This is a genomic window from Aequorivita flava, assembly GCF_038742595.1.
GTDB classification, from domain to species: Bacteria; Bacteroidota; Bacteroidia; order Flavobacteriales; family Flavobacteriaceae; genus Aequorivita; species Aequorivita marisscotiae.
Window position 1 is genome coordinate 38,009 of sequence record NZ_JBANCF010000014.1, and the last position, 24,180, is coordinate 62,188.

At 38.1% G+C, this 24,180-nt stretch carries 18 protein-coding genes; 11 read left to right on the forward strand and 7 right to left on the reverse strand.

Annotation, left to right across the window (positions count from 1 at the left end):
• Positions 1 to 22: 22 nt before the first annotated feature.
• The 5 genes from VZD24_RS13540 to VZD24_RS13560 all read left to right on the forward strand — a co-directional run bounded on the left by VZD24_RS13540 (position 23) and on the right by VZD24_RS13560 (position 7,467).
• Positions 23 to 937: a dimethylarginine dimethylaminohydrolase family protein gene (locus VZD24_RS13540; protein ID WP_279448857.1), complete on the forward strand. Its 915-nt coding sequence runs from the start codon at positions 23 to 25 to the stop codon at positions 935 to 937.
• A gap of 475 nt (positions 938 to 1,412) precedes the next feature.
• Positions 1,413 to 3,593, forward strand: a complete 2,181-nt coding sequence (locus tag VZD24_RS13545) for a S9 family peptidase (RefSeq protein ID WP_342687225.1) — start codon at positions 1,413 to 1,415, stop codon at positions 3,591 to 3,593.
• Between the two features lie 26 nt (positions 3,594 to 3,619).
• Positions 3,620 to 5,023 carry a peptide MFS transporter gene (locus tag VZD24_RS13550; RefSeq protein ID WP_279448855.1) on the forward strand — a complete coding sequence of 468 codons (1,404 nt, stop codon included), beginning with the start codon at positions 3,620 to 3,622 and terminating at the stop codon, positions 5,021 to 5,023.
• A 34-nt stretch (positions 5,024 to 5,057) separates the two neighbouring features.
• The gene (locus VZD24_RS13555) at positions 5,058 to 6,848 is read left to right on the forward strand and encodes a peptide MFS transporter (RefSeq protein ID WP_342687226.1); all 1,791 of its coding nucleotides are present in this window, start codon (positions 5,058 to 5,060) and stop codon (positions 6,846 to 6,848) included.
• Between the two features lie 85 nt (positions 6,849 to 6,933).
• Positions 6,934 to 7,467, forward strand: coding sequence for a thioredoxin family protein (locus VZD24_RS13560; protein ID WP_279448853.1), 534 nt, complete (start codon positions 6,934 to 6,936; stop codon positions 7,465 to 7,467).
• A 27-nt stretch (positions 7,468 to 7,494) separates the two neighbouring features.
• Here the strand turns inward: VZD24_RS13560 and VZD24_RS13565 are convergent, their stop codons facing one another.
• From VZD24_RS13565 to VZD24_RS13580, 4 genes are all read right to left on the reverse strand, one after another.
• On the reverse strand, positions 7,495 to 9,522 hold the full coding sequence (locus VZD24_RS13565; protein ID WP_342687227.1) for a ComEC/Rec2 family competence protein: 2,028 nt from the start codon (positions 9,520 to 9,522) through the stop codon (positions 7,495 to 7,497).
• A gap of 140 nt (positions 9,523 to 9,662) precedes the next feature.
• Positions 9,663 to 10,247, reverse strand: a complete 585-nt coding sequence (locus VZD24_RS13570) for a C40 family peptidase (protein ID WP_279448851.1) — start codon at positions 10,245 to 10,247, stop codon at positions 9,663 to 9,665.
• A 44-nt stretch (positions 10,248 to 10,291) separates the two neighbouring features.
• Positions 10,292 to 11,407 carry a lipid-A-disaccharide synthase gene (gene lpxB, locus VZD24_RS13575; protein ID WP_279448850.1) on the reverse strand — a complete coding sequence of 372 codons (1,116 nt, stop codon included), beginning with the start codon at positions 11,405 to 11,407 and terminating at the stop codon, positions 10,292 to 10,294.
• 72 nt (positions 11,408 to 11,479) lie between these two features.
• Positions 11,480 to 12,454 (reverse strand): D-alanine--D-alanine ligase, encoded by a 975-nt coding sequence (locus VZD24_RS13580; protein ID WP_279448849.1) that lies wholly within the window; start codon positions 12,452 to 12,454, stop codon positions 11,480 to 11,482.
• A gap of 180 nt (positions 12,455 to 12,634) precedes the next feature.
• On the opposite strand from VZD24_RS13580, the gene VZD24_RS13585 reads away from it, so the two are divergent.
• Entirely contained in the window at positions 12,635 to 13,261 is a 627-nt protein-coding gene (locus VZD24_RS13585; RefSeq protein WP_279448848.1) for a PASTA domain-containing protein, read from the forward strand.
• On the forward strand, positions 13,251 to 14,294 hold the full coding sequence (locus VZD24_RS13590) for an RluA family pseudouridine synthase (RefSeq protein ID WP_342687228.1): 1,044 nt from the start codon (positions 13,251 to 13,253) through the stop codon (positions 14,292 to 14,294). Before VZD24_RS13585 ends, VZD24_RS13590 begins: the two co-directional genes overlap by 11 nt.
• Positions 14,295 to 14,298: 4 nt before the next feature.
• On the opposite strand, the gene VZD24_RS15265 is transcribed toward VZD24_RS13590, so the two are convergent.
• The 3 genes from VZD24_RS15265 to VZD24_RS13600 form a co-directional block, all read right to left on the reverse strand.
• Positions 14,299 to 14,523 (reverse strand): type II toxin-antitoxin system RelE/ParE family toxin, encoded by a 225-nt coding sequence (locus VZD24_RS15265; protein ID WP_373693819.1) that lies wholly within the window; start codon positions 14,521 to 14,523, stop codon positions 14,299 to 14,301.
• Between the two features lie 31 nt (positions 14,524 to 14,554).
• Positions 14,555 to 14,770 carry a hypothetical protein gene (locus tag VZD24_RS13595; protein ID WP_342687229.1) on the reverse strand — a complete coding sequence of 72 codons (216 nt, stop codon included), beginning with the start codon at positions 14,768 to 14,770 and terminating at the stop codon, positions 14,555 to 14,557.
• An 88-nt stretch (positions 14,771 to 14,858) separates the two neighbouring features.
• Positions 14,859 to 16,616, reverse strand: a complete 1,758-nt coding sequence (locus VZD24_RS13600; RefSeq protein WP_342687230.1) for a T9SS type A sorting domain-containing protein — start codon at positions 16,614 to 16,616, stop codon at positions 14,859 to 14,861.
• Between the two features lie 413 nt (positions 16,617 to 17,029).
• Here VZD24_RS13600 and VZD24_RS13605 point away from each other — a divergent pair, with 413 nt between their 5' ends.
• The 4 genes from VZD24_RS13605 (at position 17,030) to VZD24_RS13620 (ending at position 23,429) form a co-directional block, all read left to right on the forward strand.
• Entirely contained in the window at positions 17,030 to 19,171 is a 2,142-nt protein-coding gene (locus VZD24_RS13605) for a S46 family peptidase (RefSeq protein WP_342687231.1), read from the forward strand.
• Between the two features lie 121 nt (positions 19,172 to 19,292).
• On the forward strand, positions 19,293 to 20,168 hold the full coding sequence (locus VZD24_RS13610; RefSeq protein ID WP_342687232.1) for a DUF808 domain-containing protein: 876 nt from the start codon (positions 19,293 to 19,295) through the stop codon (positions 20,166 to 20,168).
• A 144-nt stretch (positions 20,169 to 20,312) separates the two neighbouring features.
• Positions 20,313 to 20,852 carry a hypothetical protein gene (locus tag VZD24_RS13615; protein ID WP_342687233.1) on the forward strand — a complete coding sequence of 180 codons (540 nt, stop codon included), beginning with the start codon at positions 20,313 to 20,315 and terminating at the stop codon, positions 20,850 to 20,852.
• A gap of 171 nt (positions 20,853 to 21,023) precedes the next feature.
• A complete protein-coding gene (locus tag VZD24_RS13620) occupies positions 21,024 to 23,429 on the forward strand; it encodes a TonB-dependent receptor (RefSeq protein WP_342687234.1) in 2,406 nt (801 codons plus the stop codon).
• Positions 23,430 to 24,180: the final 751 nt, after the last annotated feature.

Sequence of the window (24,180 nt, forward strand, 5' to 3'; positions counted from 1 at the left end):
GTGCTTTTTTTATATTTGCCGTATGATTAAACTGAACGTTACAGACGAAATTTCTAGATTGCGCGCCGTAATATTGGGCCGCGCAGATAGCAATGGCCCCGTGCCAAAATTGGAAGATGCATACGACCCAAAATCTGCCGAACACATTAAAGCGGGGACCTACCCCAAAGATGAAGATATGGTGAAGGAAATAGACGCTGTGGCCGAAGTTTTTAGCAAGTACAACGTAAAGGTTTACAGACCCCATTCCATAAAAGATTACAACCAGATTTTTTCGCGAGACATCGCTTTTGTTATTGAAGACAAATTTATAATTGCCAACATACTCGACGATCGTTCAAAAGAAATTGAGGCCATTGAGCACGTAATTAATCAAATAGATCCTTCAAAAGTTATAGAATTTCCGGAAAACGCCCATATTGAAGGTGGTGATGTGATGCCCTGGGGCGAATATATTTTTGTGGGTACTTACTACGGCGACGATTATGAAAATTTTATTACAGCTCGAACAAATATGAAGGCTGTAAAACATCTTCAAAAACTGTTCCCGTATAAAAAAGTAAAATCCTTCAACTTAAAAAAGAGCAATACAGTTGCCAATGAAAACGCTTTGCATTTAGATTGCTGCTTTCAGCCTTTGGGCAAGGGAAAAGCAATTATTCATAAAGAAGGTTTCTTGATTGAAGAAGAGTACGAATGGTTGGTGGATTTCTTTGGGAAAGACAATTGTTTCCATATTACAAAAGACGAAATGTATAATATGAATAGCAATGTTTTTTCTATTTCGCCCGACGTAATTATATCTGAAAAAAACTTTACCCGTTTAAATACTTGGCTTCGCGAACAAGGCTTCACTGTTGAAGAAGTTCCATATGCCGAAATCGCCAAGCAGGAAGGATTGCTGCGCTGTACTACAATGCCGTTAATTCGGGATTGAACCAAGTTGTTAAAGCTTAGCTGCCAAACAAAACTTAATAACTATCTCGACATAAATATACCTTTAAATTAAGACGAAATAGCACATTAAATTTACGAGATGCTTGTTTAAACTTTCTTTTTAAAACTTCGAATGAAATAATTTTGCAGAGGATTAAACAAAGATTGGTGCGACAAACGTTTTTAAATGTTTTTTGAAATCAAAAATTTCCGTGGAAGATGTTTTATGGTAAAATTATTACTTCAAGCTTATTGATGTTTGCAATTTTGAAATTATACTAAAAACTTCATTAAAAACGCTTTTGGCCTTTATCTTGAGGGAGTTATTTAAAATTCATTCTACAATGTACAATTTGTAAGCTATTGCAACAAATTGTTATTACTATTAAATAGGGCTGCAAAGGCTTATTTAACACAAAAACGACCCCCACTTTCACAAAAATTTAGTAAACTTGGCGTATTAAAATTTTAACACTTTGAAAAGATTTAAATCCCTTCCTTTTTTATTGCTGTTTCTAACAGCAATTACTACCATTAATGCCCAACAGAAAAACATAAGCCTTGAAGAAATTTGGGGCGGTGCATTTAGAACCCAAGGTTTAGATGCCCTGCATTCCATGAATAACGGCAAGGAATACGCCGTACTAAATTACGATAGGCAAAATAAGGCGTCAACCGTAGATGTATTTGAGTATAAAAGCGGCGAAAAGGTGCGAACACTTTTAAACACAAACGATTTAAAGGGAATTAACTACGTTATTTCGTACGAATTTAGCGCCGATGAATCTAAAATTCTTTTCACTACCGAATTGCAGCAAATATACCGTCGTTCGTCCCGGGGTACTTTTTACGTTTACGATGTTGCCTCCAAACAGTTCAGTTTAGTTTCTACCAATAAAATACAAGAACCTACTTTTAGTAATGACGGCAGTAAGATTGCGTACGGTTTTGAAAATAATCTGTACATAAAAGATTTAAATACCGGGGAAACAAAGCAAATTACTTCCGACGGTAAAAAAAATAGTATCATTAACGGAATTACAGATTGGGTTTACGAAGAAGAATTTGCCTTTGTTCGCGCTTTTGAATGGAGCACAAGTGGCGATAAACTGGCCTACATAAAATTTGATGAATCCGAAGTGCCACAATTTAATATGGATCTGTACGGCAATCAATTATACCCAACGGCAGATACTTTTAAATACCCAAAAGCGGGAGAGGCAAATTCTAAAGTTTCCTTGCATCTTTATGATCTTAATGGTGGGAAAACTTCGGAAGTAAATCTTTCAAACTACAACAATTACTACATCCCCAGATTGCTTTGGACCGAAGACAATAATCTGTTAAGTGTACAGCTTGCCAACAGGCATCAAAATGTAATCGACTTGGTTTTTGTAGATGCTTCAAACAATACTTCAAAATTAATCTTATCCGAAAAAGATGATGCATACGTTGACGTTACCGACAATCTTACTTTTTTAAACAACAACAGTTTTTTCTGGACCAGCGAAAAGGATGGCTGGAACCATATTTATCAGTACGACAAAAACGGAAAATTGCTACACCAAGTAACCAGCGGCCCGTGGGAAGTTACCGCCTATTACGGATTTGATCAAAATACGGGGCGCGTTTATTACCAAAGTACCGAAAATGGCAGTATAAACCGCGATGTGTATTCTATTCTTCCTTCCGGAAAGAACAAAGTGCGTTTAACCCAACAGACGGGAACCAATGCAGCAGATTTTAGCGCAGACTTTTCGTACTTTATAAATACTTTTTCAAATGCCACAACACCTTATGTATATACCTTGCACGACGCAAAAACAGGGAAGTTGCTACGCGAAATAAAAAATAACAACGACCTTAAAAATCGGTTGGATGCGTTTAAGATTTCACCGAAGGAATTTTCAACTATACATATTAATGGCGAAGATTTAAACATGTACACCATTAAACCGGTAGATTTTGATGAAACCAAACAATACCCATTGTTTTTATATCAGTATTCAGGTCCCGGTTCGCAAAATGTTTCAAACAGTTGGATGGGTACAAATGATTACTGGCATGAAATGCTCGCCAATGAGTTAGATATAATCGTGGCTTGTGTAGATGGTCGCGGAACAGGTTTTAAAGGAAGGGATTTTAAGAAGATGACGCAAAAGGAATTGGGTAAATATGAAGTCCAAGACCAAATAACGGTTGCTAAAAAGTTAAGTGAGTTACCATATATAGACGCTTCTCGTACTGGAATTTGGGGTTGGAGTTATGGTGGGTTTATGTCGTCAAACGCATTGTTTCAAGCACCCGAAACGTTTGAAATGGCCATTGCGGTGGCTCCAGTAACCAGTTGGAGATTTTATGACAGCATTTATACCGAGCGCTATATGCAAACCCCACAGGAAAATCCCACGGGTTATGATGAAAATTCACCATTGTCGCACGTTAACGGACTTAAAGGTGAGTTTTTATTGGTTCATGGAAGCGCTGATGACAACGTACATGTGCAGAATAGCATGCGTTTAATAGAAGCGTTGGTACAGGCCAATAAACAATTTGATTGGCGAATTTACCCCGATAAAAACCACGGTATTTACGGCGGAAATACCAGACTTCATCTTTATACATTAATGACCGATTTCATCAAGAAAAACTTATAAAACAACAACAACTAATAATAAATCTTATGTCAGACGCACTACAATATCAAAAGCAAAAGGAATTATTTGGCCATCCTGTTGGTCTTTACATCTTGTTTTTTACCGAAATGTGGGAACGCTTTTCCTATTACGGAATGCGTGCTATTTTGGTACTTTACTTAGTGGCAGAATCTACTGGTGGAAACCCAGGTTTGGGTTGGACAAATGCCGAAGCATTATCAGTATATGGCTGGTACACCATGTTTGTATATGTAGCATCTATTCCCGGTGGTTGGATAGCCGATAAATTCTTAGGGCAAAAACAATCGGTGCTAGTAGGTGGAATTTTACTGGTTGCTGGTCACGGAATTTTATCTTTTGAATATATGTGGGCTTTTTATACCGGTTTAGGGCTAATCGTTGCTGGTGTGGGTATGCTTAAGCCAAATATCTCTACTATGGTTGGTGGTTTGTATAAGCCTGGCGATATTAGAAGAGATAAGGGATTTACCATATTCTATATCGGTATAAATATTGGCGCCTTCCTTTCCAGTTTAATTGTTGGTTATGTAGGTGAAGTTTATGGATGGCACTATGGTTTTGGTCTTGCCGCAATTGGTATGGCGTTGGGATTAATTCAGTATTTAGTTGGTCAAAAACATTTAAAATATGTTGGAAACAACACCAATAAATCTATAGATCCGGAAGAAAAGGCAGCAATGGCCAGACCGTTGAATAAAATTGAAAAGGATAGAATGATCGTATTGTTTATCTCCTTTGTGCTTGTAATTGTATTTTGGGGTGCCTTTGAACAAGCTGGCGGTTTGATGAACATTTACGCTTCAGAAAAAACCGATCGTATGTTGATGGGTTTTACTGTTCCAGCATCTTGGTTTCAGTCTCTAAATGCCATGTTTATAATTATATTCGGTACAGTTGTAGCTGCATATTGGGCCAAAAGAAAACTAAAGGGAAAAATCTCTACGTCTCTCTTTAAAATGTGTATTGGGTTAATTATAATGGGAACAGGATTCTTCTTTATGACTGCCGCTGCTGCTGAATTTAAGATAGAAGGTTCGTCTGCAATGTATTGGTTGGTCTTGGCGTATTTATTTCACACTATTGGCGAATTATGCCTATCGCCAGTGGCGCTTTCATATATTACAAAATTGGCTCCTCTAAAGTACGCTTCTCTTATGATGGGAGTTTACTTTGCAATGACTGGCTTCGGAAATAAAGTGGCCGGGCTATTAGGCGAATCTGCATCCGATTTAGGAGAATACACTGTCTTTACAGGTATTGCAATATTCTGTATAGTTTTTGGTCTATTGGTTCTGTTAATACGTAAGAAATTGGAAAACCTTACCCACGGAGCGGAAGATAACGAACGTGAGCTTCATGATAATGAACCGTTTGAACTTGCAGATCCAGACATCAATAAAGCGAACTAATCCTTCATTAACTATCTAACCAAAATTGAGAGTCATGAATACCGATATTGAAAATTTATTTAAAGACAAAGTTTTAGGACATCCAGCCGGACTTTTTATACTTTTCTTTACCGAAATGTGGGAACGTTTCTCCTTTTACGGAATGCGAATCCTCTTAGTGTTGTTTTTAACGGCACCGCTTATGAGCGACAACCCAGGTTGGGACTGGCCAAGAGAACATGCTTTAGCGCTTATTGGTACCTACGCATCGCTCTTATACCTAACGCCGATAATTGGCGGTTATATTGCAGATAAAATAACTGGTTACCGAATGGCAGTGGTTATTGGCTGTATTATTATGACCTTGGGGCATGCCTCTATGGCACTCGAAACTACTTCGTCATTTTATCTTGGACTTGCACTTTTGGTTATTGGTACTGGTTTTTTTAAGCCCAATATTACGTCTATCATCTCCGAAATGTACAAGGGCAAGGAATCAAAAAAAGATGGCGCTTATACTATTTTTTATATGGGTGTTAATGCCGGAGCTTTTTTTGGAATGATGCTCTGCGGGTACTTAGCCGAAAATAAAGGTTGGGCTTGGGGCTTTGGTCTTGCTGGAATATTTATGTTTTTAGGAATGCTTCAATTTTTATTGGCACATAAAATATTTGGAAATATTGGTGCAAAACCTTCCAAAGTCCACGAAGTTGAAATACCTCAAAATATAAACGAAGAAAGGCCGGAACTACGCCAAGACGAAGTAGAGGAAGCGCCAATTAAACTCAACCCATTTACGGTGTTTGATTATATACTTATAGTATTATCCTCTATCGGCGGATTGTTGTATCTGTTTAATGATCCCTTAGAAACTATCTATTCTAAATCGTTGGTGCCTTTTGAAATTGGCGGAATGAGTGGAACCAATATTGTCGTGCTCGCTGCTTTGGCAATGTTTTTAATACTATTGGTTACCCGTATTGCACGTTATTTGCCAATTGTTAGAGACAGGCTTATTGCCGTTTCAATCTTTGGACTTTTTACGGTATTCTTTTTTGCATTTTTTGAACAATCCTTAGGCTCAATGACGCTTTTTGCACAGGATTATACAGATAGGGACTTAACCGGAAATTCTGCCATGATTTTCAAAATTATAGATGCGCTATTAACGACCGTTCCCTTGATTATTATTTCTTGGGTCATTTATTTGCTCGTCAAGAAAACGTATAGTAGAATTGCCTTGTCCAATGTAGCTTTGGTGATCGCATTTATTGGTATTTGGGGGCTGGTTATTTATAGATTGTACGATAAATTCAATCAAACTGAATTGCAGGTAGATGCCACTTGGTTTGGAATTTTAAACTCCTTTTTCATTATTACCCTTGCTCCATTATTCTCCAAATGGTGGGAAAGTAAATACAACCCCAGCGCAGCGGTAAAATACGGTATCGGATTGGTACTTTTAGGATTGGGCTTTGCCATTCTTTCCTATGGCGCATCAGACATTCCTCCGGGAGCTATGACCGCAAAGGTGAGTATGATATTTCTTATACTAGCTTATTTAATGCACACGATGGGCGAGCTTTGTTTATCGCCATTGGGGCTTTCATATTTAAGTAAATTAGTGCCCGCCCGAATGATTGGTTTTATGTTTGGTGTTTGGTACCTCGCCATAGCGGTCGGGCAAAAAGCAGCCAATACAATGGGAGGTATGATCGATAAAATTTCGTCTGAATATTCTATGGGAACATTCTTTTTAATATTTACGCTAATACCTATAGGAGTTGGGATTATTTCAATGTTATTAAACCCTGTTCTAAAAAAACTAATGCACGGCATTCGTTAATACACAATACTTTACAATAAAAAAGCGTTCCTTTTTATGGAACGCTTTTTGTTTCAAAAACATAAAATTTTTTAAAGCCTTTAGAATGAAATATATACTACTACTTTTTCTTTTAGTTTCCGCAACCAACATCAATGCGCAAAAAATAAATTGGATGACAATGAACGAAGCGCTTGAAGCCCAGAAAAAAGAACCTAAAAAAATCTTTATGGACGTTTATACTACATGGTGCGGGCCATGTAAATTACTCGACAAAAATACCTTTAGCGATGCAGACGTTATTGAATACGTAAATAAAAATTACTACGCTGTAAAGTTTAACGCCGAAGGTACCGAAGAGGTGACTTTTAACGATTTCACCTACACCAACCCAAATTACGATCCAAATAGAAAAGGAAGAAATTCGCAGCATTTGTTTGCACACGCACTAAAGGTAAATGCCTATCCCACGGTTGTATTTTTTAAGGAAAATGGAGATTTAATCCAAGCAGTTCCGGGCTATAGAACCCCGCCACAGCTCGAAATTTTTTTGAAAATGATACACACAGATGATTATTTAAAAGTTACCACTGCCGAAGCATGGGCAGCGTATCAGAAAAATTTTAAACCTACTTTTTAGGTTAGCTATTTCGGTTTCATATTCTAGCTAATCTATTGGGAAAGCTCCTTGTTTTGCTGTATGGCAAAACGGGAGCTTTTTTAATTTACAGCTTTTTTCCCAACGGGTTACATATGTAAAATAATTGCTCCCGTCTGCTATAATCTGTTTAGGTTGTAAACTGTCAATAAGCCTATTTAAATTTACTTTTGGACTATGGGTAAGTATAATAGTATGTACTTTTTTATGGGTTGGAAAAACCCCCAAACTGTCTAAAACTAAAATAGTTTTGCGCTTATATTGAAATACTTTCGGCAGCAATTCTTCGGAATAGGCAGTGCTATTTACTGCTGTTTTAAACGATTTTATAGGGTATATTTCGGAACTACTCGAAATGGTGTCGCTTTTATAAACAATTAGTTTCTTTCCATTTTTATAACCTATTAGCGTCTGCTTATTTTTTTGAAAAACCACTAATTGGTTGTTTGAGGTTCTGTAATCCTCAAAAATATAAATTGTAATAAATGCTGCGAATGCCAATAACGAAACCATCAATTTGCGATATTTCATTTTTTTAAAAAACAGAGCTACCGCAATTATTAGTATATAAGCTCCCAATACTTTTACTTCGGAAAAATGAATGCTTTTAAAGAGAAATTCATCTTGTACCGAAACCCAGGTTATAAAATTGTTTAGACTTTCTATTACTGCGTTATAAGCCTGGGCCAACCAATGGGGAAGCATTTGGAGTGCAGCCAAAATTACAATCAATATGCCACCGCACATCAACACGGTTAGTAGGGGTAGCACCACAATATTCGTCAATAAAAACAAGCCGGGAAACTGATGAAAATAATACAAACTTAGCGGCAATACGCCAATCTGGGCACAGAGGGTAACGGTAATTATCCCCCATATTTTACGCACTACGGTGTATTTGGAAAATCCAACTTTATAAAAAAGAGGTTGCAGCCAAACAATAAAGAATACCGCCAAAAAACTCAACTGAAACCCAACCTGAAACAACCAAAGCGGATTAATTAAAAGCAAGGTTAAAAAGGAAAGAAATAACGTGTTAATAGAATTTGTTTCGCGGTTGAGAAGTTTCGCTACAGCAAAAAAGCTAAACATGGTAACCGCGCGCGTTACCGAAGGTGAAAGTCCGGAAAGTAAGGCAAACCCCCAGAGAAGAAGCACAATTACAAATGCATGTAAAAATGCGCCGTATTTTATTTGTAAAAACGGTTTAAGAAGAAACGCGAGTACAAGATATAAAATACCCACATGAAGCCCCGACACCGCTAAGATATGCACAGCTCCTGCTGCAGCATAGGCATTGTAAAGATCGGTGTCTATATCTTTTTTTTCACCTAAAACCAAGGCTTGTATTATCGCGCGTTCATTGGATTGTAATTCGGTTTTTTGAAGTTTGCTTACAATAGTACTTCTAAAGTTTTGGGCTATTCCAAATAGCGTTTTTCTTCCAGTTGTAGTATGTACAATTTCCTTTTCTGAAATTTTTATTTGTCCGTAAACACTCAAAGATTTCATATATTCTGAATAATCAAATTGGTGCGGATTTAATGGTTCTGGAATTTTTGATATGGCGCCGTAAACCAAAAGAATATCATCTACGGAAAACGAAGTATTTGATGAATCTTTTGAAATTTGCAGTAGGATTTTACCCGTGGCAGCTTCGCCTTGAATGGCGTTTACCGTTGAAAAATATTTTGTATTGTAGGTATCCGGTTTTAAAACTTCGGTGATTTTAAGCTGAATAATTTTAAAATCGTCATTCGCATTAATTATATGCGAAAAGTGTTCTGTTTGAAAGTGTGGTAACCTAACTTGATAATTGTAATAGCCAATTGCGAAAAAGCAGAGATACGCTGCAATCCCGAAGTAAGTGGTTTCTATTAACTGCTTTCTGTTATAGAACCAAAGTATAAGTACGCCAAAAAGAAGCGGCAAAACCAAGTAGGCTGAAATCGTGGTAGTAGGAAAAAAGTGTGCTGCAAGTATCCCCATTACAATACAGGCGGAAAACTTTACAACTGCGAAGTTTATAAATTTCATATCCCAAGTTTTAAGTTGAACACTTAAAATTTACTGGGGAGAATTAATTTTTACAATTTAAAGGAATCTGGGTTTTGCCTACTATCCCAAATTCTTAGGATTAATTGCATAAAATTTATTCTAAAATACAAAAATCTGTTTTAAATAACCCTTCTAACTTCAACAAAGGCTTTTTTCCAATAGGCTTCATCGAGCGATGAAATAATAACGCCGGCGCTTGTGGTAGAGTGAATAAATTTTACTTCGCCGCGTTTAGATTCAACTACAAGGCCTACATGATTAATTGTATTTCGCCTACTTGTTTTAAAGAATACCAAATCGCCCGCCTCAATATCCTTAAAGGAAATAAGAATTCCTTTGGTTGCCATATCGCGCGAAATTCGGGGTAACGAAATGTTTTCCTTCCCAAAGGCAGTACACACCAATCCCGAGCAATCCATACCAGCTTCCGTGGTGCCGCCGTATTTATAGCGTGTGCCTTCAAAAGTTTTGGCGTAGGCTATAATTTCCTGCTTTATTTCTTTCGGACTTTCTTCAACAATCTCTGGCGTTGTAACTACTTTCGCTTTTCTTCCACTATTGCGGTGATTATTGTGGGTGTCTATTTTTTTAGTTGGGGGTTCGGTAGTGCCAATAATGGCTTCGGGAACTTTGCCGGTATTCTTAGTACTTCCGCAGGAAATAAGAAATAGTGCAAAAAAAGAAAGAAGTACGAGTTTTTTCATTTGAAGCGCATTGTGAATTAACGTTTAAAAATATGAAATTTTATTTACTTCGAAATTGCTGAATAAATTAGTTTGGCAGTTTTTTCACTGGCACCGCGTCCGCCAAGTGCTTTTTCTAACTCGTAATAATCTAGAAAAACCGTGGCGCGGGTGTAGGGATCTAAAATATTTGTCAACTCTTTTTTTAATCTTTTTTTGTTAAAATCGGCTTGAATAAGTTCGGTGACGGCAGTTTTATTCAAGATTAAATTCACCAACGAAATATAGTCTAATTTTATTACGCGTTTTGCAATTTCGTAACTAATTCTGTTCCCTTTGTAGCAAACTACTTGCGGTACTTTAAACAATGCCGTTTCTAAAGTGGCAGTGCCCGAAGTAACCAAAGCAGCTTCCGAAATACTTAATAGATCGTAGGTTTTATTCGTTACAAAATGCACATTTTTGGTGCTGAGAAAAGTTTCGTAAAACGATTGTTCCTGACTCGGGGCGCCGGCAATTACAAATTGGTAATCCTTAAAATCCTTTGCCACCGAAATCATAATTTCGAGCATTTTTTTAATTTCTTGTTTGCGGCTCCCGGGAAGCAGCGCAATAACCGGACGTTCGTCTAATCTATTTTCTTTTTTAAATATTTCGGGTATAACTTGTTTTCTATTATAAATGGCATCTATTAAAGGATGCCCTACAAAATGAACCGGAAAGTTGTGTTTTTCTTCGTAAAACTCTTTTTCAAAAGGAAGAATAACATACATTTCATCTACATCGCGTTTTATTTCTTTAATCCGGCCTTCTTTCCAGGCCCAGATTTGCGGTGAAATATAATAATGTGTTTTGTAATTTTTTAAACGCGCCCACTTTGCAATACGAAGGTTAAAACCGGGATAATCTATAAATATAATTACATCTGGATTATACGCTTCTATATCTATTTTGCAGCGTTTTATATTTTTTAAAATGGTGCCGAGATTCATAATAACCTCTGCAAAACCCATAAACGCAAGTTCGCGATAATGTTTTACTTCCGTGCCGCCAACGGCCTTCATTAAATCGCCACCCCAAAACCGAAAATCTGCATCGGGATCTTCGTTTTTTAAAGCTTTCATTAAATTTGCACCGTGCAAATCGCCAGAGGCCTCGCCTGCTATGAGGTAGTATTTCATTTTAAAAAGTTATGAGTTATGGGTTAAGAGTTGTCGAGTTTTTTTAAACTTGAAACTTGCAAACTTTAACAATTATAGCACATTCTGCACCAAGATATCAAAAAATTCGGTTAGTGACATTCCGGCTTCCCGCGCTTGTTTTGGGATAATACTTTCTGCCGAAAGTCCTGGGTTGGTGTTTATTTCCAAAAAGAAAGGTTTTCCTTTTTCAATGATAAATTCACTGCGGGTAATACCTTTCATGTTCAGTAATTTGTAAATGCGAATGGCCTCTTTTTGCACCATTTCGGTTTCTTCTTCTGAAATTCGGGCGGGCGTTATTTCTTGGGATTTTCCCAGGTATTTTGCCTCATAATCGAAGAATTCATTTTCTGTAACAATTTCGGTTACCGGTAAGGCAATTATTTCTTCACCCTCATTATAAACCCCAACGCTCACTTCAACTCCTACCAAAGCCGTTTCAATTATTATTTCAGAATCTTCGGTAAAGGCTTTTTCTATGGCGGCCTCCATTTCAGATATATCGTTTACTTTGCTAATGCCAAAACTGGAACCGGAACGGTTGGGTTTTACAAAACACGGCAGACCAGTTTTTAGGATTATTTCTTCGACTTTTACCTCTGAACCGCGATTTACAAAATATGAGTTTGCCGCGCGCACGCCGAAGTTTTTAAGTACAGACAGGCAGTCGCGTTTATTAAAACTCAGTGCAGCCGAATAGTAATCGGTACTTGTGTGGGGAATGCCCAACAACTCCCAGTAGGCCTGTAAATAACCGTCTTCGCCGGGGGTACCGTGAATAGTGTTAAAAACAGCATCGGGACATATAGTTTCTTCCCCGCTTTTAAAACTGAAATCGGCTTTATTTACCGGATATTTTGTACCATTTGCGGCAACAAAAAACCACCCTTTTTCCAAAATATGGATAGGATATATTTCGTATTTACTTTTATCGAGGGCGTTACAAACTATTGCGCCACTATTAATTGAAATCTCGAACTCGCTAGAATATCCGCCCATAGCTACGGCAATATGTTTTTTTCCCATAACAAACTATTAAAAGCTGCGTTTACAAAAGTATTAAAAAGTTAGAGTAGACCGTTATCAGTTGTCAGTTATATATCGACAAAGGATTATAATTTTAATTTCTGGCAATGCTTGGCGATCAATTTCGTTAAAAGATACTACCTTTGGCTTTTGTATTTTTGTTTATAAACAAAGAAATCTATGACTTTTATCCAGTTCGTGTTTTCCAAAGCATTTTTAAAACAATTGCTATTGGCTATAGTAGCCTTGCTTGTTTTGGGCTTTTTAACCTTGTGGTGGTTGCGAATGAGTACAAACCATAACGAAACAATTGAAGTGCCCAATTTGGCAAAACTGTCTTTAGACAAAGTAGAGGAGAAGTTAGATGAAATGGATCTGCGGTACGAAATTTTAGATTCGGCAAATTACAATCCTGAATATCCTAAATACTCGGTTATTGAACAAATTCCGAAACCGGGAAAGTTTGTAAAGGAAAATAGAAAGTTGTACTTAACTTTAAATCCCTCGGGCTATCGCAAAATTGAAGTGCCAAACATAGTAGGTCGTACACGTCGCCAAGCAGAACCCACGCTATTGGCAATGGGCTTTAAGATTGGTAAAATTAGCTATCGCCCCCATATTAGCGATAACGTTTTGGAAATGCGTTTTAAAGGTGAAAAACTAGAACCAGGCACCTCGCTTCAAAAAACGTCGGTGATAGACTTAATTGTGGGCGATCAATCCGAAAACCGGATTCAAACGGAAGATTCGATTGATACGGACCCAGACAACACCCCAATTCAGGAAGAGAGCAGTGATGAGTTTTAACGAAGAAGAAATAGAAGATACCGACGGTAATGATGAGCTTTACGAACATTATCGTTTTACGGCAGATAAAGGACAGCGGGCACTGCGGGTAGATAAATACCTGATGAATCTTATTGAAAAAGCTACGCGTAATAAAATCCAAAAAGCAGCAGTTGCCGGAAATATTCACGTAAATGGAGTTGCGGTAAAAAGCAATTATAAAGTAAAGGGCAATGATGTGGTAACGGTGCTTTTTGAACATCCTCCTTATGAATTTTTGCTGGTGCCTGAAAATATCCCGATTGACGTAGTTTATGAAGACAACGATGTGCTCGTAGTAAATAAACCCGCCGGAATGGTCGTGCATCCCGGACATGGCAACTATAGCGGCACACTCATAAATGCTTTAACGTATCACTTTGAAAATCTACCCAATAACTCCAGCAACAGGCCGGGTCTGGTTCATAGAATAGATAAAGACACAAGCGGTCTTTTGGTTATTGCAAAAACTGAGGAAGCCATGACCCACCTTGCCAAACAGTTTTTTGACAAAAGCACTGAACGTGAATATGTGGCTTTGGTTTGGGGAAATGTAGAAGAAGACGAAGGTACCATTGAGGGTAATATTGGTCGCCATCCCAAAAACCGTTTGCAGAACACCGTTTACGAAAACGATGAAGAGGAAAAAGGGAAACCTGCAGTTACGCATTACAAGGTTTTAGAACGTTTGGGTTATGTGACTCTTGTTTCGTGTAGATTGGAAACCGGTAGAACCCACCAAATCCGTGTGCATATGAAATATATTGGCCACACCCTTTTTAACGATGAGCGCTACGGTGGCGAAAAAATATTAAAGGGAACAACCTTTTCTAAATACAAACAATTTGTGGAAAACTGTTTTAAGGTGCTGCCGCGCCAAGCTTTGCACGCCCGCACTTTAGGCTTCGTGCATCCCACTACTGGAGATTTTATGCGCTATGAATGTGAAATTCCAGAAGATATGGAAGCGTGTTTGGAGAAATGGCGAAATTATTCGCAGCATGTTATTGAGTAGGGATTTATCTATTTCGTTTTGTCCAAATTTTTGGGTTGCGGTTTGTGTGGATAACAGATAATATTTCAATTAATTCTTCGTCAACGATTCTATAGTAAATTCCGTAAGGGAATTTTCTCAAATAACGAACTTTTGTGTTTTTATATTTTAGTTGAAACAGTTCTGGATTTTTCGCAACTGTATCAATCTCTGTGTATAATTCACTTAAAAAACGCATTGCTAAAGACAAATTAATTCCACTGTAATATTCAAATATTTCATCAGCATTTTGATGGGCGAGTATGCGAATTCGCAGCTGATACGTTTATTTTTTTTTTGAATGTATCTTTAAATTCTTGATATGTTACGTAATTATCTGGATTGGCATCGGCTTCCGCAACGCGGTCATCAATAATTTTTTTATGGGCATCAATTAAGGAATAATCCTCAGGTTGAATTCTTTCCTGCATCATCAAATACAATTGAAACTCTTCCATTGTTTTAAAATGCAGTTTTTATAAAAAACAAGTCCCTTTTCCAAACAAAGAAAAAGGGACTGAGTGTATTTAAAAATTTTAAATCTACCTATTTTTTGACCCACTTAGCTGTAGTTATATTTTTCCCGTCTGAAATTGACACAAAATACAAGCCGCTATTTAAATGTTTTAAATTATAGCTGCTTGTGGTTTCCAGATTTCTTTCTTCCGAAAACACCACTTTTCCATCAATGCTATATATTTTCACTTTCGCATTTTGAATTACCGAAGGAATTTTAAAAGTCAAGATACCTTCAGAAGGATTTGGAAAAATATTAATTGTTGAAATTGCATTTAAATCTGATAAACCTGCAATAGCCTCTAATTCAACCAAACCATTGCGAGTATTGTTGCCTTTATAACCATTTCGTTTTATGCTATCGGGGTTATACGGCACATTTAAATTATAAACATTTACAAAGGTAGAATCTACCCCCGCACCAAAATTTAAAGTATAGCTATTAGCAGTTAAATCTAAAAGTCCGTCGTTATCTACATCGCCTAAAACAGCGCCATTTAAAAATGTAAAACCGCGGGTGCGTAAAGGGAAGCCGTCAATTTCGCCACTACCATCCATAGCATAGGCATGTATGTAACCAAAGCCATTTGCATCAGTCATTATACTTGGGAAAATAAGGTCTAGGTTGCCATCGGCATTTACATCTGCTATTGAAATAACACCTTCGGTACCGCCATATTTTTCTATTGGGAAATTAGGAAGATTATTGCCATCGGGATCAAGCCCGTAAAGTACGGGTAGTTCCTCGCCTTGCGTTCCGCTGGTGTTTCTATCAGACATAAATATTTCAAAAGTACCGTCGTTATCCACGTCCCAAACTGTGGAAGGAGAGTAGGTCCATTCGCTAATGGCAATGGGCCAGCCAGCTTTATAGCTCCCATCATGTTCCATTACATAAAAGCCAGGAGTGTCGCCGTGATTGCTTCCTATAATTTCCAAATCCCCATCGTCGTCAAGATCAGCAAGCATAGGGGATTGGTACGAATATTTAACGTTTGGATCTACCACTGGAAATCCAGGGAAAACTTGTCCTTGGTTGTCAAAAATATACATCCCTGCAGAAGATGCCGCAATAACCACATCGGCATTGCCGTCATTATCAACATCTCCAATTGAAGGCGTAAAAGCGGGTGTGGCGAGAACTTCTACGGGCCAATTGGCATTAATTGGTGTGCCGTCCATTTTTATGGCATGTACAAAACCCTGGGCGCTGGCCACACGTTCGCCTGTAACTATATCCAGTATTCCATCGCCATCTACATCGGCAATGGCGGGGGCATTAATCATCCAGTGGTCGTCAAAGTTTAGGGGCCAACCGGGTAAATCGGTACCTTGGGGATCCATTAAGTAAACACGACCTGCATTGGGTACACCGCCAGTATTTAGTACAATTTCTAGTGTGCCATCGTCATCTAAATCTGCCACGGACGGAGGAAGCAATATAGTACCGCTAACGGTTTTTTCCCAAAGAACAGTTCCGTCGCCCTTAAGAGCGTATAAGGTATTCCAAATTCCGTAGAGTATTTCGTCTATACCGTCGTTGTCTATATCGGCCAAAGTTACCCCGCGACTGTTTTTAATGTTCGGGTGTGCCGGCTCCCCGAAGCGCCAAATCCTATCGAGTACTAGTGTTTGTTCGCTATTGTAATAGTTTTCAGGCAGCATCACAGTTTCAACGGAAATTGTGCCGTCTTCATTTAGGCTTGCTTTTTTGCCTTGTTGCTGGGCGGTGGCAATAGTGGCTGTTCCAATAAAGAGCAGCACTAGGAGGGTAATTGTTTTTTTCATTTGGCATAGTTTGAAGTTAATTTCTATAAAGCTATTAATAAATGTTCAGTTATCCATTGAAAAATTATCGCTAATTTGTTTTTTAGGGCCTTATAGCTCTTTCACACTGTAAAAATTTCCAATAAAAGTTCAAATCTGTTATAATGGGAAGGTTACTTTAAGCCTATTCTGCCAAAAGGCGGAAGGAGTTTTTAATATTTTATTTTTCTTGTTTATCCACCCCGCTCTTCGGGCGCTCCATCCATTCAGAACGCAGAGCGCTCTTTACTCTTAACAAAAAGTTAAAGTTGTTCTTTTCAGTAACGTTTCCGCAGTAAAAAAGACATATCATTCTATATTTACCAGCCGATAAATATTTAGTGCATGCAGCCTATTATTTATCGCTTTTTTATAAATAAAAACATCTTTTAATAATGAAAAAATTAATTATTTGCTTCCTGCTAACAGCCTTTGTAATGCCTGTTCAGGCCAATGAAGGTATGTGGTTTTTAATGCATATAGAACGGTTAAATTACCGGGATATGCAAAAAATGGGTCTTCAACTTACTGCCGAAGAAATTTACAGTATAAACAATGCCAGCCTTAAAGATGCCATTGTACAGTTTAACCGTGGGTGTACTGCCGAAATTATTTCAGATAGCGGTTTGGTGCTTACTAACCACCACTGTGGGTATAGCCAAATTGCAGAACTTTCTACGGCCGAAAACGACTACCTAACAAACGGATTTTGGGCAGCCAATCACAGCGAAGAACTTAAACCTAAAAGTTTATCAGTTCGTTTCTTTGTTAGAATGGACGATGTTTCAAAACGTATTTTGGCGTTGGTAAATGATAAAATGACAGAGGCAGAACGCGAGGCCACCATTAACCGTGAGATTGCAAAAATTGAGCAAGAAAATAACGAAGGTGGCAAATACACTGTTTCGGTAAAATCATTCTACCAAGGCAATGAGTTTTACTATTTTGTTTACCAAGATTACAACGATGTGCGTTTGGTGGGAACTCCGCCGGCGAGCATTGGAAAATTTGGTGGCGATACCGACAACTGGGAATGGCCACGCCACACTGGCGATTTTTCACTGTTTAGAGTGTATGCCGATAAAGATGGAAATCCTGCTGAATACTCCGAGGACAATGTGCCACTTAAGCCAAAACACCACTTAACTACGAGTATAAAAGGTTTTGAGGAAAATGATTTCGCAATGATTATGGGGTATCCGGGCAGAACCAACCGATGGATGCCTGCTGGCGGAATTGAGCAAAACGTAGAATACGCATATCCCGCGTGGGTTGAAGCTTCAAAAACAGCTATGGATGTGATGAAGAAATATATGGATAAAGATCAGCAAGTTAAGCTCGATTATGCTTCTAGCTATGCCTCCACAGCCAATTATTGGAAAAATCGACAAGGAATGATCGATGCGCTAAAACAACACAAAACCGCAGATAGCAAACGAAAGGATGAAAAGGCTTTTCAGAAATGGGCCAAAAAGAAAGGCAACGGTGAATACGCAGATGTAATTCCGGTAATTAATAATTACTATGAAAAGACGAACGAAGCCAGTCGTCATGATAATTACCTAAGAATGTTACTCAGAACCAATATGGCGGTTATTCCGTATCGTATCGGTGGCGGTATAGACTATTACTTGCAACAAAACGAAGCCAAGCAGGCCGAAGTAAAACCTAAATTGGAAGAGGAGATCAACAATCTGTACGACGGACTCTACCTACCGTTAGAAAAAGATGTTTTGGCCGCACAGTTAAAGCTTTATTCAACTAAAGCCGAAAATATTGCTCCTTTAGTTGCGAAAGTTGCCGCAGCAAATAACAACACCGAAACGGCTTGGAACGAGTATGTAAACACTATTTTTTCGAACAGTATTTTTGAAACCAAGGAAAAACTTGAAGCTTTTATGGCAAATCCAGATGCCGAAGTTTTAAAGAATGATCCGCTATATCAACTCTCTGTAGATTTATTAACGCGGTACCGTTTTAAAACGGAAGAGGAAAAGCAATTAGACAGCGATTTTGAACGCGCTTACAGAATGATGGTGCAGGGTATGCGTTTGCAAAATCCTGATGAAAAATACTATCCCGATGCCAATAGTACGTTGCGATTAACGTACGGAAAAGTAATTGCATTACCTGCAGATAAGCGCAACGATGCAGATAAAAATTACTATACAACCTTAAAAGGTACAGTTGCAAAATACCAACCAGGCGATGCCGAATTTGATATGCCGAAAGAACTAATTGATCTTTATGAGAAAAAGGATTTTGGTCAGTATGCAGACAAAGACGGTTATTTGCCAGTTAACTTTCTAACCGATAACGATATTACGGGTGGAAATTCCGGTTCGCCAGTATTGAATGGCAAAGGTGAATTAATAGGTTTGGCCTTTGATGGAAACATTGAAGCAATGGCAGGCGACGTTATTTTTGACGATCAATTGCAGCGCACTATTAATGTAGATATTCGATATGTATTGTTTTTAATAGACAAACTAGCAGGCGCAAGCCATATTATTGATGAATTGACTTTGGCTAAATAGTCACAAAAAATAGAGCATTCGCTTATAAAAACCCTGCAAATCACTAGTTAGATTTGCAGGGTTTTGTTTTTCTTTGTGTTTTCAAAATTAATTTTTCAACCTATAACAGACATCTAAGAATATGGCTTCAGGAATTTTCGCAATATTAGATGATATAGCCGTTCTGCTTGACGATGTAGCATTGATGAGTAAGGTAGCCGCAAAAAAAACAGCGGGCATTTTGGGCGACGATTTGGCGGTAAATGCCGAAAAGGCTTCAGGGTTTGCTTCGGCGCGCGAGATTCCTGTACTTTGGGCAATTACCAAGGGTTCTTTTTTAAATAAGCTAATTATCCTGCCACTCGCATTTTTGTTAAGTGCTTTTCTTCCAGCGGCAGTAAATGTTATTCTGGTACTTGGCGGCTTATACTTAGCGTACGAGGGTGCTGAAAAAATATACGAATTTTTCTTCCCCCACGCACATGCAAAGGAATCGTTAGTAGCAGAAGGCCTCACTGAAAGTGAAATTCTAGCCATTGAAAAGGAACGCGTAAAATCTGCAATTGTAACAGATTTTATTCTTTCGGTTGAAATTATAATCATTGCTTTAGGCTCCGTGGTAACACAAGCTTTGGTTACCCAAATAATTGTGGTAAGCTTAATTGCATTAGTAGCCACAGTAGGTGTTTACGGCATCGTAGCGCTTATTGTGCGTATGGACGAGTTGGGTTTTAAACTCATAAAATACAGCAAGAATAAAAAAAGTTTTACAAAGTGGTTAGGGATGCTTTTGGTGCAAGCGTTGCCGAAGATAATTAAGTCGCTTACCGTAATTGGAACAATTGCGCTTCTTTTAGTATCGGGGGGTATTTTTGTTCACAATATTGAATTTGTTCATCATTACTTGCCGAACATTCCTTCAATAATTAATGAATTTATTGTTGGGTTACTTGTGGGTTTTATATGTTTATTGCTGGTGATGGGGTTTAAGAAAATCTGGAAATTATATAAAAAATAACAGCAGCATAAAGACGTAAGGTTCAATTTGTGTGACAGCATTAATTGGATCGCGTAAATTTTTAAAGACTAAAGCAATAATCTGTGCTATGGGTAGCCTAAAACTTTCAATTTCACGACATTTGAATTCGCATAATAAATTAGGTTGAAAAAAAAACTGGTTGCCATATCATTTCTCTTTGTAATGTTTGCTCCGGCGGTAAGCATGTTTTTATATCTTCACTATCAAAAATCTAGCATTAAGCGCGAAATAAAGTGGAAGATGATTGCCGGAATTGATGAAGAGGAATTAGTGCTTTTAAAGCTTTCAAAAGAAGAAACACAAACAAAACTACGGTGGAAGCATGCAAAGGAATTTGAATACAACGGGCAGATGTACGACATTGTTTCCAAAGAAATAAAAGGAGATTCTATTTATTATCGCTGCTGGTGGGATCACGACGAAACGGCTTTAAACAAAAAACTTCAAAAACTGGTAGCCGACGCTTTTGGCTCCGATACGGAGAATAAAAATAATCAAAAACATCTGTACCATTATTTGCAATCCTTTTTTTGCACAGAACTTTTAGACTGGCAGGCTACTTCATTTATTGTGCCTGCCGAAATATTTCAGGATATAATGCACGAAACTACATTCGTATCCGCATCTATTAGTCCGCCAACTCCCCCTCCCAAGTTTGGTTAGCACAAATATTATTTAAAGTATTGTTGCCGTTTTTTAAGACAGAAATGGTTTGCAGTATTAAAGAAACTGCGTTTTTTATATAAAATCAGACCGAGCCAGTGGGTTTTTGGAATCTGTATTTTTATCGTAGTTTCTAATTTTTAGTTAACTAAAACAAGCCAAATTAAAACAATGAAAAAATTATATATACTATGGCTATTGTTGGGTTTGGTGGGAACCACCTATGCCCAAACTATAACCGTAAAAGATGCAGAGACCAATGAACCTATAGAATTGGTTACGCTTAGCAGCGCCCATGCCAAACATTTTGTAACCACCAATGCAAAGGGACAAGCAGATGTTTCCGCTTTTAAAAATGATGAAGAGATTGAAATTCGCACCTTAGGCTATAAAACCCTCACAAAAAGTTACGGCCAATTGCAGGCAAACGGGTTTAAAGTGATGATGGAAGTTTCAAATTTAAGTTTAGACGAAGTGGTAATTTCGGGTTCGCGCTGGCGACAAAGCAGCGACGATGTGCCGTCTAAGATTATATCTATTTCAACAAAGGATATTGCGCTTCAAAATCCGCAGACTGCAGCAGATCTTTTAAGTGTTTCGGGAAAAGTATTTGTTCAAAAAAGTCAACAGGGAGGTGGAAGCCCCATGATTCGCGGGTTTGCAACTAGCAGGTTGCTTTATTCGGTAGATGGCGTACGGATGAATACAGCAATTTTTCGCTCCGGAAATCTCCAGAATATAATTAATTTAGATCCTTTTGCTATTGAAGGTGCCGAAGTACTTTTTGGTCCCGGATCCGTAATTTATGGAAGCGATGCTATTGGCGGCGTAATGAGTTTTCAAACCTTAACACCCCGATTTTCGTTAACTGATGCGCCATTGGTAACAGGCAAGGCCAATCTGCGCTATTCATCGGCTAACAACGAAAAGACGGGTCATTTTAATGTAAATTTAGGTTTTAAAAAATGGGCATTGGTAACCAGCATTACGTCATGGGATTACGATAATTTACGCCAAGGAAGCCACGGCCCAGAGGAATATATAAAAGATTATTACGTACAACGGCAGGACAGCACCGATGTGGTAATTACGCAAGAAGATAAACTGTTGCAAATTCCTTCGGCTTATTCGCAAATAAATATGATGCAGAAAATTCGTTTTCAACCTAATGAACGTTGGGATTTTCAGTATGGGTTTCATTTTTCTCAAACTTCGCCTTATGGCAGATATGACAGGCACCAACGCCTTCGCAATGGTTCGCCCCGTTATGCCGAATGGGATTACGGGCCACAAATCTGGATGATGAACAACCTTAGTATTAGCCATACTGCCAATAATTCGGTATTCGACCAAATGAGCCTTCGTTTGGCACATCAATGGTTTGAAGAAAGTAGAATAGACCGAGGTTTTAACAAAACCGAACGCAGTACACAGGCGGAGGAAGTTAGCGCGTATTCTGCCAATATCGATTTTATTAAAGCTACCGGAGAAAGAAACACCCTTTTTTATGGTCTTGAATATGTGCTAAACGATGTAAATTCTGAAGGAGTATTGACAGATATTTCAACAGCTATTTCAGAAAAGGGGCCTTCGCGCTATCCTGCTTCTAAATGGCAATCTTTGGCAGCGTATATTACCGATGAATTTAAAATTTCGGATAACTTTACACTAAGCGGTGGCGCACGGTACAACTATGTTTTGTTAGATTCGGAATTCGATACTTCTTTTTATCCGTTTCCGTTTACCGAGGCCAGTTTAAAAAATGGGGCGCTTACCGGAAGTATAGGCGGCGTGTATCGCCCAAGCAGCTCTTGGGTGTTAAGCGCTAATTTGGGCTCGGCTTTTAGAGCGCCAAATGTAGATGACGTAGGAAAGGTTTTTGATTCGGAACCGGGCAGCGTAGTGGTGCCAAATCCAGATTTAAAACCTGAATATGCCTATAATGCCGATCTAAGTGTGGCAAAAGTTTTTAATGATATCGTAAAAGTAGATGTAACGGCCTACTACACTACGTTAAAAGATGCGTTGGTACGAAGGGATTTTAAATTAAACGGGCAGGACAGTATTGTATATCAAGGTGAATTGAGCCAAGTGCAAGCAATTCAAAATGCTGCTGTGGCACATGTTTATGGGGTACAAGCAGGGGTTGAGGTAAAACTGCCTAAAGGGTTTGGGTTTTCTACCGATGTAAATTTTCAAAAGGGCGAAGAAGAATTAGACAATGGGAAAACCAGTAACTCGCGGCACGCAGCGCCATTTTTTGCGGTATCGCGTTTAAATTATAAAGCCAATAAATTGAGTATGGAGCTGAATGTGAATTTTCAAGGCCAATATGATTTTGAAGAGCTGCCCGAAGGTGAAAAAGGCAAAACTGAAATTTATGCAATAGACAACAACGGTAACCCTTACGCCCCGGCGTGGTACACACTTAATCTAAAAGCGCTTTACAAACTCACAGACACCTTTGATGTTAGCGGCGGAATAGAGAACCTTACCGATCAGCGATACCGCCCGTACAGCTCTGGTATTTCTGGGGCAGGAAGAAACTTTATTCTGGGGGTAACCGCACATTTTTAGCGATTGTAATTAAAAGCTTACATAAGTTAAAACACCGTTTGTATTTTTAAGATATAACAGGAAATTTCCTAGAATGCCAAAGCAATGATTTTAACCTGAAATCTATAAACTGAATTAGTTAATGATTTCATAATAAAGCTTTTAGAATTTAAAAATATGTATCTTTGGAATAGGCCTTTTGGCTTATATCTCCCCAATTAATTGAAAAGAGCCCGCGCCAATTTTAGGTGTGGGCTCTTTATTTTAAATCGCTTTGGGTAAAAAGAAGAAAAGGGCCGGCCAATAAACAAACTTGACACAAACCCTTTTAATCATCAACTAACTATACAAACCAAAAAATAATCAAACAAGCGATTTTCGTTTTTCTATTTTTTTACTTCCAGTTTTTTCAATGTTTTTTTTAATTTATTTATAACTTTATTGGAAGATCTGGGGCTTTAGCCGTTTGCCATGGTGCAATCTTAGTTAAATTGGCAACACAACATATGGGCTACTCTTTTCCCGAATAAAATTTATAACGCGCTTAAAACACCATAATATATGGTGTAAAACAGTAGATGAAACAAACAATAAAAAGAAGCCGTTACGGCACACTCGCAGGTGTGCCTTACTTCGGGAAGATAATTTTCAAATTAAAAAATGACACTAATGATTTCCGCAGCCCCGTTAGGTTACAAATGCTCTTAGAAAGTTGAATTAAACAGGGCATAGCGAAAACTTTGAAAATTAAAACATTGATGTTCGATAAAAG